This window comes from Agaribacterium sp. ZY112 (assembly GCF_041346925.1).
Classification (GTDB): domain Bacteria; phylum Pseudomonadota; class Gammaproteobacteria; order Pseudomonadales; family Cellvibrionaceae; genus Agaribacterium.
Map to the genome: position 1 here is coordinate 755,361 of NZ_CP166840.1, position 15,686 is coordinate 771,046.

Genomic DNA, 15,686 nt, shown 5'->3' on the forward strand with positions numbered 1-15,686 from the left:
CCAACAACCAATAAATATACAAAACAACATAGAACTAACTCAAAACTCTGATGCTTAGCGGCTTGTCGAAGCTGCTGAGCTACTTTAAATTAGATGCCCGCTACATTTTCGTCTTAGTCACTTATATAAGGAATATCCTGTGCTGAAGATCAATGAGCTAAAGATCAATGAGCTAAAGATCAAGAGTATTTTGCTAGCTAGCTGTTTATTTTTTTGCAGCTTTTCCCTCGCCGATGAGAAAAAAAAGAGCACTGACGACCTTAATTTTTCAGCACTGATTCAGCCCGTTAGTGAAGACAACATCCTCTACGATAAAAAAGATTGGTATAACTGGGGTTCTTCCATTGTTAAAGGCGATGATGGTAAATACCACTTATTTTATGCTCAGATGTCACGTGAACTCGGCTTTCCAACATGGATCAGTGATGGTGTCATTCGCCGCGCCGAAGCCGATAAGCCCGAAGGCCCCTACACTGCCAAAGAAATTGTATTGCAAGGCCGAGGGCCAGAACACTGGGATAGCTACACGGCTCACAACCCTTGGATACAAAAATACGGAGATAAATACTACCTTTACCACATTAGCGTAAATATGAAGGGCCGCGGCTTAAACAAAGAGCAAATGCAGCAAGCTCGAGGCCGTTCTTTCGATAATCCATATAAAGGCGAGTTACGCCGCAATCAGCGTATTGGCGTCGCCGTAGCTGATAGTCCACTGGGACCTTGGCAGCGCTTTGATCAACCACAAGTAGAACCTGCAGGCCCTATCGTAAACATCACCTGCAACCCAGCAGTAACCGAGCGCCCAGACGGAGGCTATTTGATGCTGGTGCGAGGAGACATGCCAAATAACGAAGACGCCGTCAAAGAAAGCGTACACAAACTTGTACGCCATCAAGCCATTGCGTTAGCCCCAACTCCGACAGGCCCTTGGACAGTACAAGAAAAAGCCGCCGTTGGAGATATGAATGCCGAAGACCCCGCCGTATGGTATGACCATAAACGCCAGCGCTATTATGGACTGTACCACGCCTTTGGTTATATGGGCATGATGACATCGGTTGACGGCTTACACTGGGAAAAAGCCAAACACCATAAAGTGATGCCTTTGTCCTATAAAAACGATAAGGGTGAAACCGTAGAAGTCGCCCGCATGGAGAGGCCTTTTGTCTTTATTGAAAACGGTGAACCTAGAGTCCTTACCGTGTCAATTGCTTTAAAAGATGGTGAGAGTTATTCCATGTTTATTCCACTCAAAAGCCAAGCGGAATTATAAGCATTAGCCCCCATTGATACTAAAAGTAAGCCTAGCTACCCCCTGTTTATAACTTGCACAAAGTAGCACTAGAGTTTTATAGCTCTAATCTAAGAGAGATAAACTCTAGCGCTCTAGTGTAATTATTAAGCTTGATTATTTAAATAAAGATATTTATCACTTTAGCTTTATCTCTTTACTTATAGAGCCTGTACTTGCTGGCGTCAGACCAGGCTGGCTACCACCAACAGTTATTTTCCAGCGGCCTTTCTCTAACACTTCTTCACCATCATCGTTAAAGAAAATAAAGCTATTGGCATCTAGCTCAATGTGTACGCGCTTGCTCTCCCCTGCTTTAATATGAACACGCTTAACAGCTTTTAAGCTATGCAGGGGCTGCCCATCACTGACCGTTAAGTTTTTAAGATACAATTGAACGACTTCAGTTCCATCTCTATCACTACTGTTGCTTATATCAACTTCAACAACTAAATCTTTATTTCTTTTTATCTTTTTAGGGATTTGTAAATTTGAATAATTGAACTGACTATAGCTTAAGCCCCAAGCGAAAGGCCACAAGGCTTCATGCTCAGCATAGCGATAGGTTCGCCCCTTCATGCTGTAATTACCAAAGTGGGGAAGCTCATCTAAACTCTTTACAAAAGTAAGAGGTAAACGCCCGCTTGGGTTATAACGGCCAAATAGTACTTCAGCAATTGCTTGCCCAGCAGCCTGCCCCGGATACCAAGCCTCGACAATAGCTGCGACGTTTTCTTTTTCCCAATTCAAAGCAAGGTGGCCGCCATTAAGCATAACTAACACCACGGGTTTACCAGTTTTTACTAAGGCTTTAATCAAGTCTTGCTGTTGGCTGGGAAGCTCTATTGAAGTTCTATCATAGCCCTCCGCTTCTAGCCTCGGAGTTAAACCAGCAAAAACAAGAACAACATCACTTTGTTTAGCAACAGTTAGCGCCTCTTCTATTAAATTCTTATCTGTTTTAGCCCACATTAAGCGAAAGTTAGCGGCGCCTGTATGCGCTTCAAATTCAACTTTTATCTTATAGGTTTTTCCAGCTTTAAATTCATAAGGCTTTGCCACTTTTATGTTCTCGTGATAACCCTCATAGTGCTCAGCATGTAGCTTGTCATTGATATAAATTTTAAACTTATTATGACCCTCAGCGCCTAATAAATAAGATCCTGACTCTGGAACTTCAATCTGCCCCTGCCAAAGCACACTAAAAAAATCATCTGGAAGATTCTCTGCTGGCGCGCCATCATCCCAATCGAAGCTAACGACATCATCAACACGAGTTAGCACCGGTTTATTTTCATAAATGATCTCAGCCCCCGAACTCTCTTGATCAAGACGACCATCGGGGTTTCCTTCCAGTCGATTATTAGCGTAATAATGACCTAATAAGCCTTGTTGTTTTTTACCTTGATATAGAGTGCTTAACCAACTGGCCGGTAGTTCTTCAAGAATCGTTACCGCATCATTCCAGTTTGAGCCATGGGCATAAAGCACTTCGGCTTTTCCAGCTAGATAATCTTCAACACCTTTTAAGGGCGTAGAGTACTGAAATGGTAAACCGTGGTAATTACCTAATAAGGCTTCTATCTGATTTGCATTAGGGCCAACCACAGCGACTTTATTGAGTTTATTTTCATCGAGTGGTAAAAGCTTAGTATCGTTCTTTAGCAGAACGATACTCTCTTTGGCTGCCTGTAAGGCAAGCTGCTGATTCTTTTCAGAGTTAATAACAGATTCAGATAAAGCCGCCCAAGGCACCATGGCTTCGTCATCAAACATACCCAGTTTAAAGCGTAAAAGCATCGTGCGGTAAACAGCAAGATCTAAATCCTTATCGTCGACCAAGCCTTGTTTATATGCATTCAGCAAGTGGTCTTTATAGTAATTCCCACAATTAAGTTCATCACCACTTTTTAGTGCTATCTCTGTTGCACTTTCTGGTGACCATGCAATTTTATGATGCTCATATATATCCAGCACCGCCCAACAATCTGACACAACAAAACCGTCAAAGCCCCATTCATCGCGTAAGATCTCTGTAAGCAAGCGCGGGTCACCACTGGCTGAAGCGCCATTAACGCGATTATATGCACCCATAACGGAATAGACGTTAGCCTCTTCAACCGCAGCTTTAAATTGCGGTAAATAGGTTTCATACAGATCTTTATCACCCACAATGCTGTTAAAACTATGGCGGGTTGCTTCTGGCCCACTATGTACGGCGTAGTGCTTAGCAGTGGCGCCAACCTTTATATATTTAGGGTCATCCCCCTGCATGCCTTTAATATAAGCCACCCCCAAACGCGAGGTTAACCAAGGGTCTTCACCATAGGTTTCACTGCCCCGCCCCCAGCGTGGGTCACGGAAAATATTGATATTGGGCGCAAAGAAATTCAGCCCCTGAAAGATTTCACGTTTATCTTGTTTTATATAAGCATGGTGCTTGGCACGAGCCTCATCACTGATGGCCACACCAATATCAAATAATAATTGTTCATTAAACGAAGCTGCCAAACCAACGGGCTGAGGGAAGACCGTCGCTTTGCCTGAAAAAGCCAGACCATGTAGGCTCTCATTCCACCAGTTATAGCGAGGAATACCTAAGCGCGGAATACCAACCGCATCATGGGTCAGCTGACTTACCTTTTCGGCAGCGCTCATTTGCTCGATAAGCGCTAAAGTGCGCTCTTCAAAACTTAAGCTTGTATCAAAATGCTTTAGTTTCTTAAGCTCTGGCTCACTTTCTGCAAAGCTTGCCGTAGCTACAAGTACCACTAATAACACCGCATAGCGCCAAAGATATTTACTACCCACCACTAAGCCCATATTTGCCTCTTTATTGTTCGTTCTTATTATTCAATGCAGTGGTCACCAAGCCCTGCTAGTTATGCTTGATTCTAGAGGACGACCCAATACATGTAAACGATTACACTTATTGTACCATCTAAGAGCTAGTACCGAATAATCAAGACCGAAGAAATAAACAGGCTAGCCGTATCAGCTAGCCCCGCAACTAAACAGACTCGACCGCACTAAAGCTCACTTCGTACTCACCTAAGCCCTCGTAACAAATACGCGCAGGGACATCAAAAGCAAGTTCAACAATGCCGCAAAATGAGCCTGTGATAAACGCTTGGCCTTTTTTGAAGCTCGTACCACGAGCACACATGTAATTAATCAGCCATAAAATAGGTGCAAAGGCCTGTGGGTTCGGGTGCTTACCATCAAACGCTTGTAAGGTATCGGCTTGCTGCAGGCTCAGCTTAAATGACGATGCCACCTTTCCTTGCTCAAGATCGATCTCCGGCCCAAGATATATGCCTTGATTAAACAGGCCATCGGCGAGTTTTTCACAAAATGCCAGTTCAGCAGCATCAGACCAGCGATCTTGCATCAACTCTAAAGCCATATGTGCTTTGCCAAAGGCTGCGCTGATTTCTTCTTCCGAGCGAGGCTGTTCTTGAGCAGGTAGATCTTCACTTAGTACAAAGGCAATTTCTGGCTCAATTCGTACCTTATTATCATCTGGTATCAACTTACAAACATCGCCACTTTGTTTGGTATTAGCAAAAATAGGGGCGACCACAACGGCATCATCCGCTGGCGGCAGTAAGCACTTCCACGCCGCAATATCATCATCGCGCAATGAAGCCATCGCCGTTTGAACGGCCAAAGCTTCATCCACATTTTGCACGCGAAGCGCCTCTTCAAAGCGCGCTTGCTTAGTAGCAACAACACGCCCGTTTAATAAGCTAGTAGCGATCTTTGAAGCAGATTCTGCATTCATATATAAACATTCCTAAATAAAGCTCATAAGGAGCAAAATTGATAAGCATAATGATCTCGGCATAGTACTACATTGATACAAACCCTATTAATGCCACCCTGCAAAGCAGTTTTAAGCACTTTTCAAAAAACGCCCTTACAAAGGCGAACAAGGCTATATCACTTGCCCAAAGAACTGTATCGATATACAGTTTACTTATGCTTAGAAAAATCATTCATATCGATGCCGACTGCTTCTACGCCGCTGTTGAGATGCGTGATAACCCGAGCCTAAAGGGTCGCCCTATTGCTGTCGGAGGCAATGCCGATAGGCGCGGCGTATTAACCACAGCAAATTACGAAGCGCGTCAGTTTGGAGTGCGCTCTGCGATGAGTTCAGCTCAAGCTTTAAAACTCTGCCCCGACTTACTCATCCTCCCAGTACGCATGCAAGCTTACAAAGATGCGAGCCAACAAATGCATGAGGTCTTTGCAGGCTACACCAAACTTATAGAACCCCTTTCATTGGATGAGGCCTATCTCGATGTTAGTGAATGTAAAGCGTATCAAGGCAGTGCCACTTATATTGCTCAAAGCATCAAAGATAAAATCAAAGCTAAAGTAGGCATTACTGTTTCTGCTGGCGTAGCAAATACTAAGTTTCTTGCAAAAATCGCCAGCGACTGGCAAAAGCCTAACGGCCTGTTTGTTGTACCCCCAGAGCAAGTCGAACGTTTTGTTCATGAGCTGCCCGTTGCCAAAATTCATGGCGTCGGAAAAGTGAGCGCCAACAAACTCCATCAGCTAGGTATATATACTGGTGCCGATATTAAAGAAGCTGGCCTTGTTTTTCTCTGCCAACGCTTTGGGCGTTTTGGTAAACGCTTATTTGAACTCGCAAACGGTGAAGACGGCCGTGAAGTCAGTACTGAGCGTATTCGCAAATCACTCAGTGTAGAAAGGACCTTTAATGAAGACCTCAGAGGCGAGCACGCCAAGCGATACAAGCTAGCAGACGTACACCAAGAATTTCTATTGCGTCTAGCTAGGCTCGATAAGCGCTATCAAATCAAAAACACCTTTGTGAAGCTGAAATTCAGTGACTTCAGCACAACCACTCTTGAACAAAAAGGTAGCGATATTAGCCCAGTAAACTATCAAGAGCTAATGTCTAAAGCCCTAGAGCGCAGCCCCCTCCCTATACGCCTGCTTGGCCTAGGTGTACGCCTGATAGACCTAAATAGCCAACAAGGTCAATCACAACTTTCTTTATTTGACTAAGCGTTCAAAATTTAAGATTCTGTATTTCTTTGATTTTTATGCCCTGATTTAGTGATAAATTTAAAATTGGTACTTTCTTCTTGGAAAAAAAATGGCACAATAGCTCACCTATTGATCAAATTACTGTGCTAGTGCATGTATCACTAGCTCAGAGACACAAAACAATAAAGGCCTTATGCTAAGCTTGAGCTTACTAAACGAGGCTAAATAAATATAACTTGCCCTTTTGTTGGAGACTTTATGATGAACACCTTTCGGCTTTGGTCTGGACTAAGCTTGATTCTGGCCACTCTTTTTTCGGCTACGGCAAACTCTAAGGAAGCCTACAATCCGGATCTTTTCTACTTCATGGAAGGTAAAGACGTTGCCCCTTGGCAGATGAGCATTAACTATGGCAAAAGCCCTATCCGCTTCGGAGAAGGTGAGTCCACCAAAGGCAGCATTGTGGCTACCCCCTCAGAAAAAGCCAGTGGTGGCCATGCTGTACGCTTAGTGTGGAGCCCTAAAGGTGTAAAGAATGAGTGGGGCTACCCAGACCAAAACGTTCATACTCTGACGGTTAGCAACTCCACAAAAACAATCGACCTTGAACCGGTTAAAATGGTTGCCGCACTTGTGTTTGATGTAAAGGTAAATAAAGCGCCACGTAAAATGGTTGAGCTCAGCATGGGCTGTGACTGGAACTGGGAGTGTAGAAGCACTATTCCAATTAAAACTGCTCTAAAGAAACTACCTAAGAAGAAGTGGGTAAGTTTCCCAGTACCTTTGCAGTGTTTTGATGACGGCAAATTTAACTTTTCTAAAGTGCACACCGTCTTTCAAATGTATACAAGCGACAAAATGGACATCGAAATTGATGACATTCGTCTAGCAGCTTTTCCTCAAGACAAGGTTTCCTGCCCTAGACGCTAGCCTTAATCCATCTTTGTAGCCCTAAGGCAGACCTTAAGGCTACAAAGACAAGCAAACTATTTGCACGCAAAACGGTGGCACGGAAGTCATCGTTCTACTCAGCCTCTTTACCCATCTGCACCAGCTCACTTACCTCTAGCCGACCATTCACCTCAAGAAATGGGCACGCTTTAGCTATCGCTAAGGCCTCATCCATTGTATCGGCGGCAATAACACTAAAACCATTCATACGCGTCATACTGCCTTCTTTAACACTGCCATCACTGTCCACAGCATGAGTATTCTTAAACGGGTTGGCCGGACTAATAGCAGCATCCCCCAAGTTGTTTAACCACGCCATATATTTCGCGAAGTGGGCCTTCCCTTCTTCCTCATTTTTTGGCGCTTCGCCCCCAAGATAACTAATAATGTAATTTGGCATAGAGCCGGACTCCACTTATTAAACGAAACAGCAAGCATATCAAGCTCTCTAACGCAGCTCATACATTCTTTTTGCACATTGTGCTTTTAAGCTAAAAACATCAATACAACAAGCTCAACAGGAGCCGCCATGAAAATCAAAACAGCTATTTTAACCTTGCTAACCGCTTTAAGCTTTAACAGCTACGCTTGTGATATGGATAAATCATCGTACAAGAAACACGGTAAGGGCTATAAGGAAGTTCAAGAGCTTGTTAGCTCTTACATGCTTGAACAGGGCGATATTACCCAAACTGAGATAGATCAGCGCAAACAAGAACATGAGCTCATTCGTCAAGAAATGCGTGAGCTTAAAGAAAGTGGTGACACTGAAGCCTTTAAAACACGTAAGAAGCAACTTAAAGAGCAACATAAAGCTGAGCGCGAACGCATGAAGGACTATCTAAACGAGCACCCAGACCTCAAGGAGCAAGTTAAAACAATGAAAAAAGAACTGCGTAAGCAGAGTAAAAAAGATCTCGACTAACAAGCAGATATAAAAAAGCGGGCCGCAGCAACACTGCTAGGCCCGCTTTCTAGCTCAAACCAAAGCTACATGTTGTAACCACTCTCTTCGTGTAAGACAACATCTAAGCCTTGAATCTCTTCTTCTTTACTCACACGAATACCACCAGTTAGCAAACCAGTCACTTTAATAATTGCAAAGGTTAACACTGCGGTATAAACAATCGTGACAACAACACCAATCACCTGAACGGTAAATTGAGCACCCATTGTTTCGATATCATCAGCAAAACCCTGCCCAGAAAAGACACCTAGGCTTGTAGAGGAGAAAATACCAACCAACAAAGTACCTAGAATGCCGCCAACGCCATGCACCGGAAAGACATCTAAGCTGTCATCAATTTTTAACTTACGCTTAATCAGCTGGGTCGCGTAAAAACAAACAATACCTGCGGTAGTACCTATAACAAGAGCCCCCATAGGGCCCACAAAACCTGAAGCAGGGGTAATGGTTCCAAGACCAGCTACCATACCAGTAACGATACCCAAAACGCTTGGCTTACCAAATTTCTTCCACTCGATGGCCATCCACGCTAATGAACCTGCAGCAGCACTGATATGAGTAACCAACATGGCCATTGCTGCATCACCATTCGCTCCTAAAGCAGAGCCGGCATTAAAACCAAACCAGCCAACCCAGAGCATACCCGCACCCGTCACTGTCATGGTCATATTATGGGGAGGCATCGCCGTAGTTGGAAAACCGTGACGATTTCCGATCATCAGTGCGGCCACTAAGGCTGCAACACCCGCGGTGATATGCACAACTGTACCACCAGCAAAATCATATAAGCCCATGTTAAAGAGCCAGCCTGTATCACTCCAAACCCAGTGACAAACGGGGATATAAACCAGCACCAGCCAGAACAATGAGAAAATCATCACCGAGCTGAATTTCATGCGCTCTGCAAAAGCACCCACGATTAACGCCGGAGTAATGATGGCAAAGGTCATCTGAAACATAGCGTGTAACGACTGGGGAATATCACCAACAAGAGAGTCTGTCGTCATTGCCTTAAAAAAGGCCAAGCTGAAGTCCCCAATAAAAGCATTACCCTCACCAAAAGCCAAGCTATAACCAAAGAGCAACCAAACCACACTCGCCATACAGGCAATGGCAAAACATTGCATCAATACTGAAAGAATATTTTTAGAGCGAACTAAACCGCCATAGAACAGACTCAGACCCGGTAAGGTCATAAACAAAACCAAGGCCGTAGCCGTCAGTATCCAAGCTGTATTACCCGTATTAAAATCGTCGGCCATTACCACGCCTGGAACCAACATTCCCAGTAGTATTAAGCCGCGCACAGAGAGATTCATAGTCACCCCTATTGCTATCGTTATAGAAAGAATTAAGAAGAATACGGCCGCAGAAAGAGCCTGCCAGCCGCGATTTGCACCAGTATTATTTTTATTGAGACAAGCAACCTGAGATAAATCAAGCTCGCAGCGTCTCAGAGGGGCTACCCTAGCACTCGAGCCAAGCTCGCGCCACATTGGTGCGAAAAAAACTATAAAAAACAAGTCCCGCACCACTAAGGTTCAAAGAGTAATTTAAGCCCTATACTTAAAAATAATGCTCTCAGCTCAACTTCTTGATGTAGTTTAGTCGAAACTAGAAAGATACAAGGATTCTACTTTCTCTCTGGCCCAAGGAGTCTTACGAAGAAATTTAAGGGAGGACTTTATGGACGGGTCATTCTTAAAACAATTCACTCGGATACGATAAGCCAAACCATCCCAGCCATAGTGCTCAACCAAACGACTTAAGATTTTTTCCAGTGTAAGCCCATGCAAGGGGTTGTTCGGTTGTTCTTGCTTCATAAGAGCGTTAATACCTAAGGTATATAAAATCGATGGCTACAGTATATCGCCTCTCAAGTCTTAACGCGTTAATACAGAAGTTTCTAAATTAAACGAGATCCGAAGCAAACATACTAGACTCATGCCCGATAGACACTTCATCCTTCATTGCTGAATAAGGGATAAGCAAAATATTCTTTTTCTCGTTGAGGCTAGGTAAAGAAGATCCACACTGCTTACAAAATGTGCTCGCCAATGATTTGTCTTTATGTTTGTAATTAGCAATATATTCTAAGCCACGGTGCCATGTAATCCGAGATGCCTCAGCGGCAAAACCGTAGGCAGCCCCAGCACTCATCAAACTAGCGCACTGCTCACAGCCGCACTCAAAAAAGCGCTTGAAGCTTTTTTCCAACTCAAAAACAACCGCACCACATAAGCAACCACCGCTTACCTTTGTACTCATCAGTATCGTATCCCTATGCCTAGGCTCGCCATACACTCTGTAGAGCAGAGCAATAAAGCAAGTCATTACAATAAAATACTGAGTATCTGTCTTATCACGTTTCTATAATCTGAGCCCCAAGGTCACAATCTATCAAGAATGAATAATTATATTTTTAAAAACAATGACTTAAAAAGTGTTGAAATATTCTCATGAAGCTCATCAACGATACTTTCAAAGGAAAGAAACTGTCACCCTAACAATGTATACACAATAATTAAGACACCAGCCCCATAAAGCATCACTTAAGCTCGTTGAAGGTTATGGCACATAAGCACATCATTTTTACAAAGCTTATCCCCCCATCAAAAAGAAAATGAGGAACGACCCAAGCCATAAAAAAACAAAGGGGCCATTAGCCCCTTTAACATCCCTATTTGCTACAGCTGCAAGATTTACTCAGCAGCGCGCTCCTCTAAGATTGCAACAGCTGGAAGCTTTTTACCTTCAACAAACTCCAGGAAAGCACCACCACCGGTTGAGATGTAACTCACACCATCAGCTAAACCGAACTTATCAATAGCAGCCAAAGTATCCCCACCTCCAGCAACAGAGAAGGCTTCACTATCGGCAATAGCACGTGAAATCGCTTCTGTACCTTTGGCAAAAGCGTCAAACTCAAATACGCCACAAGGGCCATTCCAAAGAATAGTTTTAGCGTCTTTTAATATGTCAGCAACAGTCGCAACTGTTTCTGGGCCGTAGTCGATGATTTCTTCACCTGGCTCAACTTCGTTAGCAGCTTTAACTTCAACAACCGAGTCGTGCTTCCAATCGCTGAAACCATCTTTGGTGGTGGTCACGTCAGTAGCAAACACAACCTGAGTTTCTTTACACAAGCGCTGGGCTTCAGGAATTAAATCTTTTTCATAAAGACTGTTACCCACCTCATTGCCTGCTGCTGCAACAAAAGTGTTAGAGATACCTCCGCCAACAACCAAAGTATCAGCAATCTTTGACAGTGAATCTAGAACCGTTAGCTTAGTACTTACTTTTGCACCACCAACCATAGCCACTAGTGGGCGAGCAGGGTTATCCAGAGCTTTACCTAAGGCGTCAAGTTCAGCACTCAATAAAGGGCCTGCACAAGCAACAGGAGCAAACTTAGATACACCATGGGTAGAAGCCTGAGCACGGTGAGCCGTACCAAAAGCGTCCATAACAAAGACATCACACAAAGCCGCGTAAGCTTTAGCTAAGTCGTCAGCATTAAGCTTTTCGCCTTCGTTAAAGCGCACGTTTTCAAGCAAGACAACGTCACCATCGCTCAGCTCAACACCGGCTTGCCAGTCTTTAACTAGCTTTACTTCTTTACCCAGTAGTTCACCAATACGAGCCGCTACGGGAGCCAAAGAGAACTCATCTTCATACTGGCCTTCGGTAGGGCGCCCAAGATGAGACATCAACATAACTTTAGCACCAGCTTCACTCGCGGCTTTGATGGTAGGAAGAGAGGCTTGAATACGAACATCGGAAGTGATCTGACTATCTTGAATAGGCACATTAAGATCCTGGCGAATCAAAACTTTTTTGCCGCTAAGTTCAAGATCCTTCATTTGTTTTACAGCCATAGGTGTCTCCATATGGGAAGCTAAAGATAAGGGGGAGGGTTAAAACGCCGGTTATTGTACAGATTTTGCAGTCGCTTGACTCGCATCAAGATATAAACTCTAGCCTTAAGCTAGCTCGATAGCTGCTTAACGCTGAGGTTGCAGGCTGTGATGTGGAGTGAAGTGACACAGGAGTACAAGCCTCAAGAATGAAGCCTTAATGAAAAGGGCGCGCTTAAGACAAAAATTGAGTAGAGCCCCCCGAGAATAGAGGGGCTGGAATAGATAAAGGCCAGAGCAAGCGCCCCAGCCTTAATGGGACCTAGGCCGTTTTAGCTGTCAGCTCGGCAGCACGCTCTTCAAGAATTGCCACCGCAGGCAGTTTTTTCCCTTCAACAAACTCAAGGAACGCACCACCACCGGTAGAGATATAGCTAATATCTTCTTTCAAGCCGTATTTATCAATGGCTGCAAGTGTGTCGCCGCCACCGGCTACGGAGAAAGCCTCACTTTCAGCAATGGCACGAGCGACAATTTCAGAGCCTTTAGCAAACGCATCAAACTCAAATACACCACAAGGACCATTCCACAAGACTGTTTTTGCATCTTTAATAATCGCTGCCACTTTAGCGGCACTTTCTGGACCATAGTCAATGATTTGCTCGCCAGGGTTTACTTCATCAACCCCTTTTACTTCAGCCGGGCTATTGTCAGCCCAGTCATCAAAGGCATCCGTAGTCGTTGTAACATCGGTTGCATAGACCACCTGAGTTTCTTTACACAGGCGCTGCGCTTCAGGAATTAAATCTGGCTCATAGAGGCTATCACCAACTTCATTACCATCGGCAGCAACAAAGGTATTGGAGATACCCCCACCAACGACTAACACATCAGCAATTTTAGAGAGCGAATCCAAGACTGTTAGCTTAGTACTGACTTTGGCACCACCAACCATAGCCACCAGTGGGCGAGCAGGATTGTCTAAGGCCTTACCCAAAGCATCAAGCTCAGCACTTAACAGAGGCCCTGAACAGGCAGCCGCAGCATATTTAGCAACTCCGTGAGTCGATGCTTGAGCGCGGTGAGCCGTACCGAAGGCATCCATAACAAACACATCACACAAAGCGGCATAGGCCTTGGCAAGCTCGTCGACATTTTTCTTTTCACCTTCGTTAAAGCGCACATTTTCAAGCAATACAATGTCGCCGTCATTGAGCTCAATACCGGCTTGCCAGTCTTTAACCAACTTAACTTCTTTACCAAGTAGCTCACTTAAGCGAACGGCAACAGGCGCTAGAGAAAACTTCTCTTCATATTGACCTTCAGTAGGGCGACCAAGGTGAGACATTAGCATCACTCTTGCACCAGCGTCGCTAGCGGCTTTAACAGTAGGAAGAGAGGCTTGAATGCGAACATCGGAAGTAATTTGACCATCCTGGATTGGCACATTAAGGTCCTGACGAATCAGAACGTTTTTGCCTTTGAGGTCAAAATCCTTCATTTGCTGAACTGCCATAGATAACTCCATTAGGAATCTAAAAAAGGGGACAAAAGGTTAAAAATTGCAGCTAAATTATCAGAAACAGCAGAATTTTTACTTGCTGCAGAACAAGTAGAGTTACGCGGACCAATAAATCCTCAAGCACTTTGCGCTGGAGCAATATTGGCACTTTCTTCAAACTTGTTATGTGTTGAAATCCCTGATATTCGCGAGCAAAACGTTGTACATAAAATCAAACCATAGCCTAATAAATGAAAGGCTAGACCTCGACTCTGTACTCCTCTTTAATAACGCCATTATCAACATCATCGAAATTACAGGTTAGAGCCATGCACATATTACTTAGCGGAGCATCATCAGGGATTGGTCGAGAACTTGCTGTGCTACTTGCCAAACAAGGGCATAGTCTAAGCGTATGCGGGCGCAACCCAAGCAAGCTTGAACACAGCCTCACATTACTAAAACCGCTGTCTCAAGCTCTGTTCTCTCGCGCCTTTTGCCTTAGCGACTTTGAGGCCATAAGCCAATTTTGTCTTGATGCAAAAGAGCAACATGGCCCCGTTGACGTACTCATTAACTGCGCAGGCTTAAACAACGGCCGTGCAGCTGGACACCAACTAGAGCATGAAACTTTTGATTGGATGATGCGCATAAACTGCTACGCCCCAATTGAATTTATGCGCGCACTGATCCCAGATATGCAAACTCGCCAAAGTGGCACCGTTATCAATGTGCTTTCCACCACAGCCCAATTTGCTAACAGCGGTATCGCAGGTTACAGCGCCTCCAAAGCTGCACTCGATAGTTACACCAAAGTGATGCGCAAAGAACTACGTAAAGACGGCATTAAGATGCTCAGCGTCTATCCTGGTGGTGTCGATAGCGACTTTAGAGAAGCAGACAGGCCGCAGTATCTACAAGCTATAGACGTCGCACAAGCAATCGTGCCTATGCTCAATTGCAATGTGAATGCTCACATCCACGAACTGACTATCCGTCCTAGCTGTGAAGAGAATTTTAGTTAATTCATTTTAAGCCCGTACATGCCCTTCAGCTTGCGAAAGAGCTCTCGCTGAACTAGGTTTCATAGGTCGAGACTTATAAATTTTCGCCCTATGAAAGCTATCTTTAGTGCCCTAATCAGCCTCTGTTTTATGTTTTGCAGCTTGCATAGCCAAGCTGCGCAAACCGTAGATATCAACATACCTAAGCTTGCAAATGACCGAGATAAACTCGTCATAGAGCTTATCGAACTTGTCCTCCAGACACAGAACGTTAAAGCTAATTTTATTGAATCAGCCGAGCAAGTGAGTGATTCCCGCCAAGCAGAAGAACTGCGCTCTGGCCGCCTGAGCCTGCTTTGGGCTGGCATGAGCCAAGACAGAGAAGAGGAGCTACTCCCCGTACGTGTTCCTCTATTTAAAGGTATTCAAGGTCACCGTATTTTTTGTATACGCCCCGATAAACAAAGTTATTTTAGCGCAGTACAAAACCTTGACGATTTAAAACGCCTAGAGGCCGGCTCAGGGCTTGGCTGGGGTGATACCTACATCATTGAAGCGGCAGGAATACCAACCGTGACAACAGCCAAGGGGGCTAGTTTGTGGCTTATGCTTGATGGAGAACGCTTTGATTATTTTCCGCTAGCCATACACGAACCTTGGAGCGAAATCGCAGCACGACCAGAACTCAACCTAGGTGTCGAAAAGACTATTATGCTGGTCTACCCCTTTGGCATGTATATTTATGTCAACAAAGACAATCAACAGCTACATGACCTTCTTTATAAAGGCATGAACGCAGCCATTGATGATGGCAGTTATGACAAATTTTTATTTAGCTCACCACTATTTAAAGATGCACTGATTGCCGCTGACGTGAGTAAACGCAAAGTTATACGTATACCCAACCCCTTTATTCACCCTGCAACACCGGTAAATATAGAGAAATATTGGTTAGACCCTGAAAAGCTCACGATTGAAGAACTAAGAGCACTTTAATTTTTAACGCGTAATTATTAAATTCCAGAAAACCAATCAAATCACTCATAGTGTAAGCCCAGCAACATTCAACCTTACACTATGAGCCTTC

The 15,686-nt window shown here is 44.3% G+C and carries 14 protein-coding genes; 6 read left to right on the forward strand and 8 right to left on the reverse strand.

Translation table 11 applies throughout. The annotated features are described in order from the left end of the window. The first annotated feature begins 139 nt into the window (after positions 1–139). Positions 140–1,276, forward strand: a complete 1,137-nt coding sequence (locus tag AB1S55_RS03260; RefSeq protein ID WP_370980361.1) for a glycoside hydrolase family protein — start codon at positions 140–142, stop codon at positions 1,274–1,276. 156 nt (positions 1,277–1,432) lie between these two features. Here AB1S55_RS03260 and AB1S55_RS03265 read toward each other — a convergent pair whose 3' ends face one another. Together AB1S55_RS03265 and AB1S55_RS03270 are read right to left on the reverse strand one after the other, a co-directional pair. Then, complete coding sequence (locus AB1S55_RS03265) at positions 1,433–4,117, reverse strand: glycoside hydrolase family 3 C-terminal domain-containing protein (protein WP_370980362.1); 2,685 nt, start codon at positions 4,115–4,117, stop codon at positions 1,433–1,435. Positions 4,118–4,304: 187 nt separating this feature from the next. Beyond that, positions 4,305–5,078: a hydratase gene (locus AB1S55_RS03270; RefSeq protein WP_370980363.1), complete on the reverse strand. Its 774-nt coding sequence runs from the start codon at positions 5,076–5,078 to the stop codon at positions 4,305–4,307. Positions 5,079–5,275: 197 nt separating this feature from the next. Here AB1S55_RS03270 and dinB point away from each other — a divergent pair, with 197 nt between their 5' ends. Both dinB and AB1S55_RS03280 read left to right on the forward strand, forming a co-directional pair. After that, complete coding sequence (gene dinB, locus AB1S55_RS03275; protein WP_370980364.1) at positions 5,276–6,337, forward strand: DNA polymerase IV; 1,062 nt, start codon at positions 5,276–5,278, stop codon at positions 6,335–6,337. A gap of 240 nt (positions 6,338–6,577) precedes the next feature. Next, positions 6,578–7,249: a putative glycoside hydrolase gene (locus AB1S55_RS03280; protein ID WP_370980365.1), complete on the forward strand. Its 672-nt coding sequence runs from the start codon at positions 6,578–6,580 to the stop codon at positions 7,247–7,249. Positions 7,250–7,343: 94 nt separating this feature from the next. On the opposite strand, the gene AB1S55_RS03285 is transcribed toward AB1S55_RS03280, so the two are convergent. Further along, complete coding sequence (locus tag AB1S55_RS03285) at positions 7,344–7,670, reverse strand: YciI family protein (RefSeq protein WP_370980366.1); 327 nt, start codon at positions 7,668–7,670, stop codon at positions 7,344–7,346. Positions 7,671–7,799: 129 nt separating this feature from the next. Here AB1S55_RS03285 and AB1S55_RS03290 point away from each other — a divergent pair, with 129 nt between their 5' ends. Beyond that, the gene (locus AB1S55_RS03290) at positions 7,800–8,195 is read left to right on the forward strand and encodes a hypothetical protein (RefSeq protein WP_370980367.1); all 396 of its coding nucleotides are present in this window, start codon (positions 7,800–7,802) and stop codon (positions 8,193–8,195) included. Positions 8,196–8,260: 65 nt separating this feature from the next. On the opposite strand, the gene AB1S55_RS03295 is transcribed toward AB1S55_RS03290, so the two are convergent. From AB1S55_RS03295 to AB1S55_RS03315, 5 genes are all read right to left on the reverse strand, one after another. After that, positions 8,261–9,556 (reverse strand): ammonium transporter, encoded by a 1,296-nt coding sequence (locus AB1S55_RS03295; RefSeq protein ID WP_370980368.1) that lies wholly within the window; start codon positions 9,554–9,556, stop codon positions 8,261–8,263. A gap of 285 nt (positions 9,557–9,841) precedes the next feature. Continuing rightward, entirely contained in the window at positions 9,842–10,060 is a 219-nt protein-coding gene (locus AB1S55_RS03300; protein WP_370980369.1) for a VF530 family DNA-binding protein, read from the reverse strand. An 88-nt stretch (positions 10,061–10,148) separates the two neighbouring features. Continuing rightward, positions 10,149–10,505 carry a GFA family protein gene (locus tag AB1S55_RS03305; protein WP_370980370.1) on the reverse strand — a complete coding sequence of 119 codons (357 nt, stop codon included), beginning with the start codon at positions 10,503–10,505 and terminating at the stop codon, positions 10,149–10,151. Between the two features lie 434 nt (positions 10,506–10,939). Beyond that, a complete protein-coding gene (locus tag AB1S55_RS03310; protein ID WP_370980371.1) occupies positions 10,940–12,115 on the reverse strand; it encodes a phosphoglycerate kinase in 1,176 nt (391 codons plus the stop codon). A 301-nt stretch (positions 12,116–12,416) separates the two neighbouring features. Next, a complete protein-coding gene (locus AB1S55_RS03315) occupies positions 12,417–13,610 on the reverse strand; it encodes a phosphoglycerate kinase (protein ID WP_370980372.1) in 1,194 nt (397 codons plus the stop codon). A gap of 314 nt (positions 13,611–13,924) precedes the next feature. On the opposite strand from AB1S55_RS03315, the gene AB1S55_RS03320 reads away from it, so the two are divergent. After that, positions 13,925–14,620, forward strand: a complete 696-nt coding sequence (locus AB1S55_RS03320) for an SDR family oxidoreductase (RefSeq protein WP_370980373.1) — start codon at positions 13,925–13,927, stop codon at positions 14,618–14,620. A gap of 90 nt (positions 14,621–14,710) precedes the next feature. Further along, a complete protein-coding gene (locus AB1S55_RS03325) occupies positions 14,711–15,595 on the forward strand; it encodes a diguanylate cyclase (RefSeq protein WP_370980374.1) in 885 nt (294 codons plus the stop codon). Positions 15,596–15,686 lie beyond the last annotated feature (91 nt).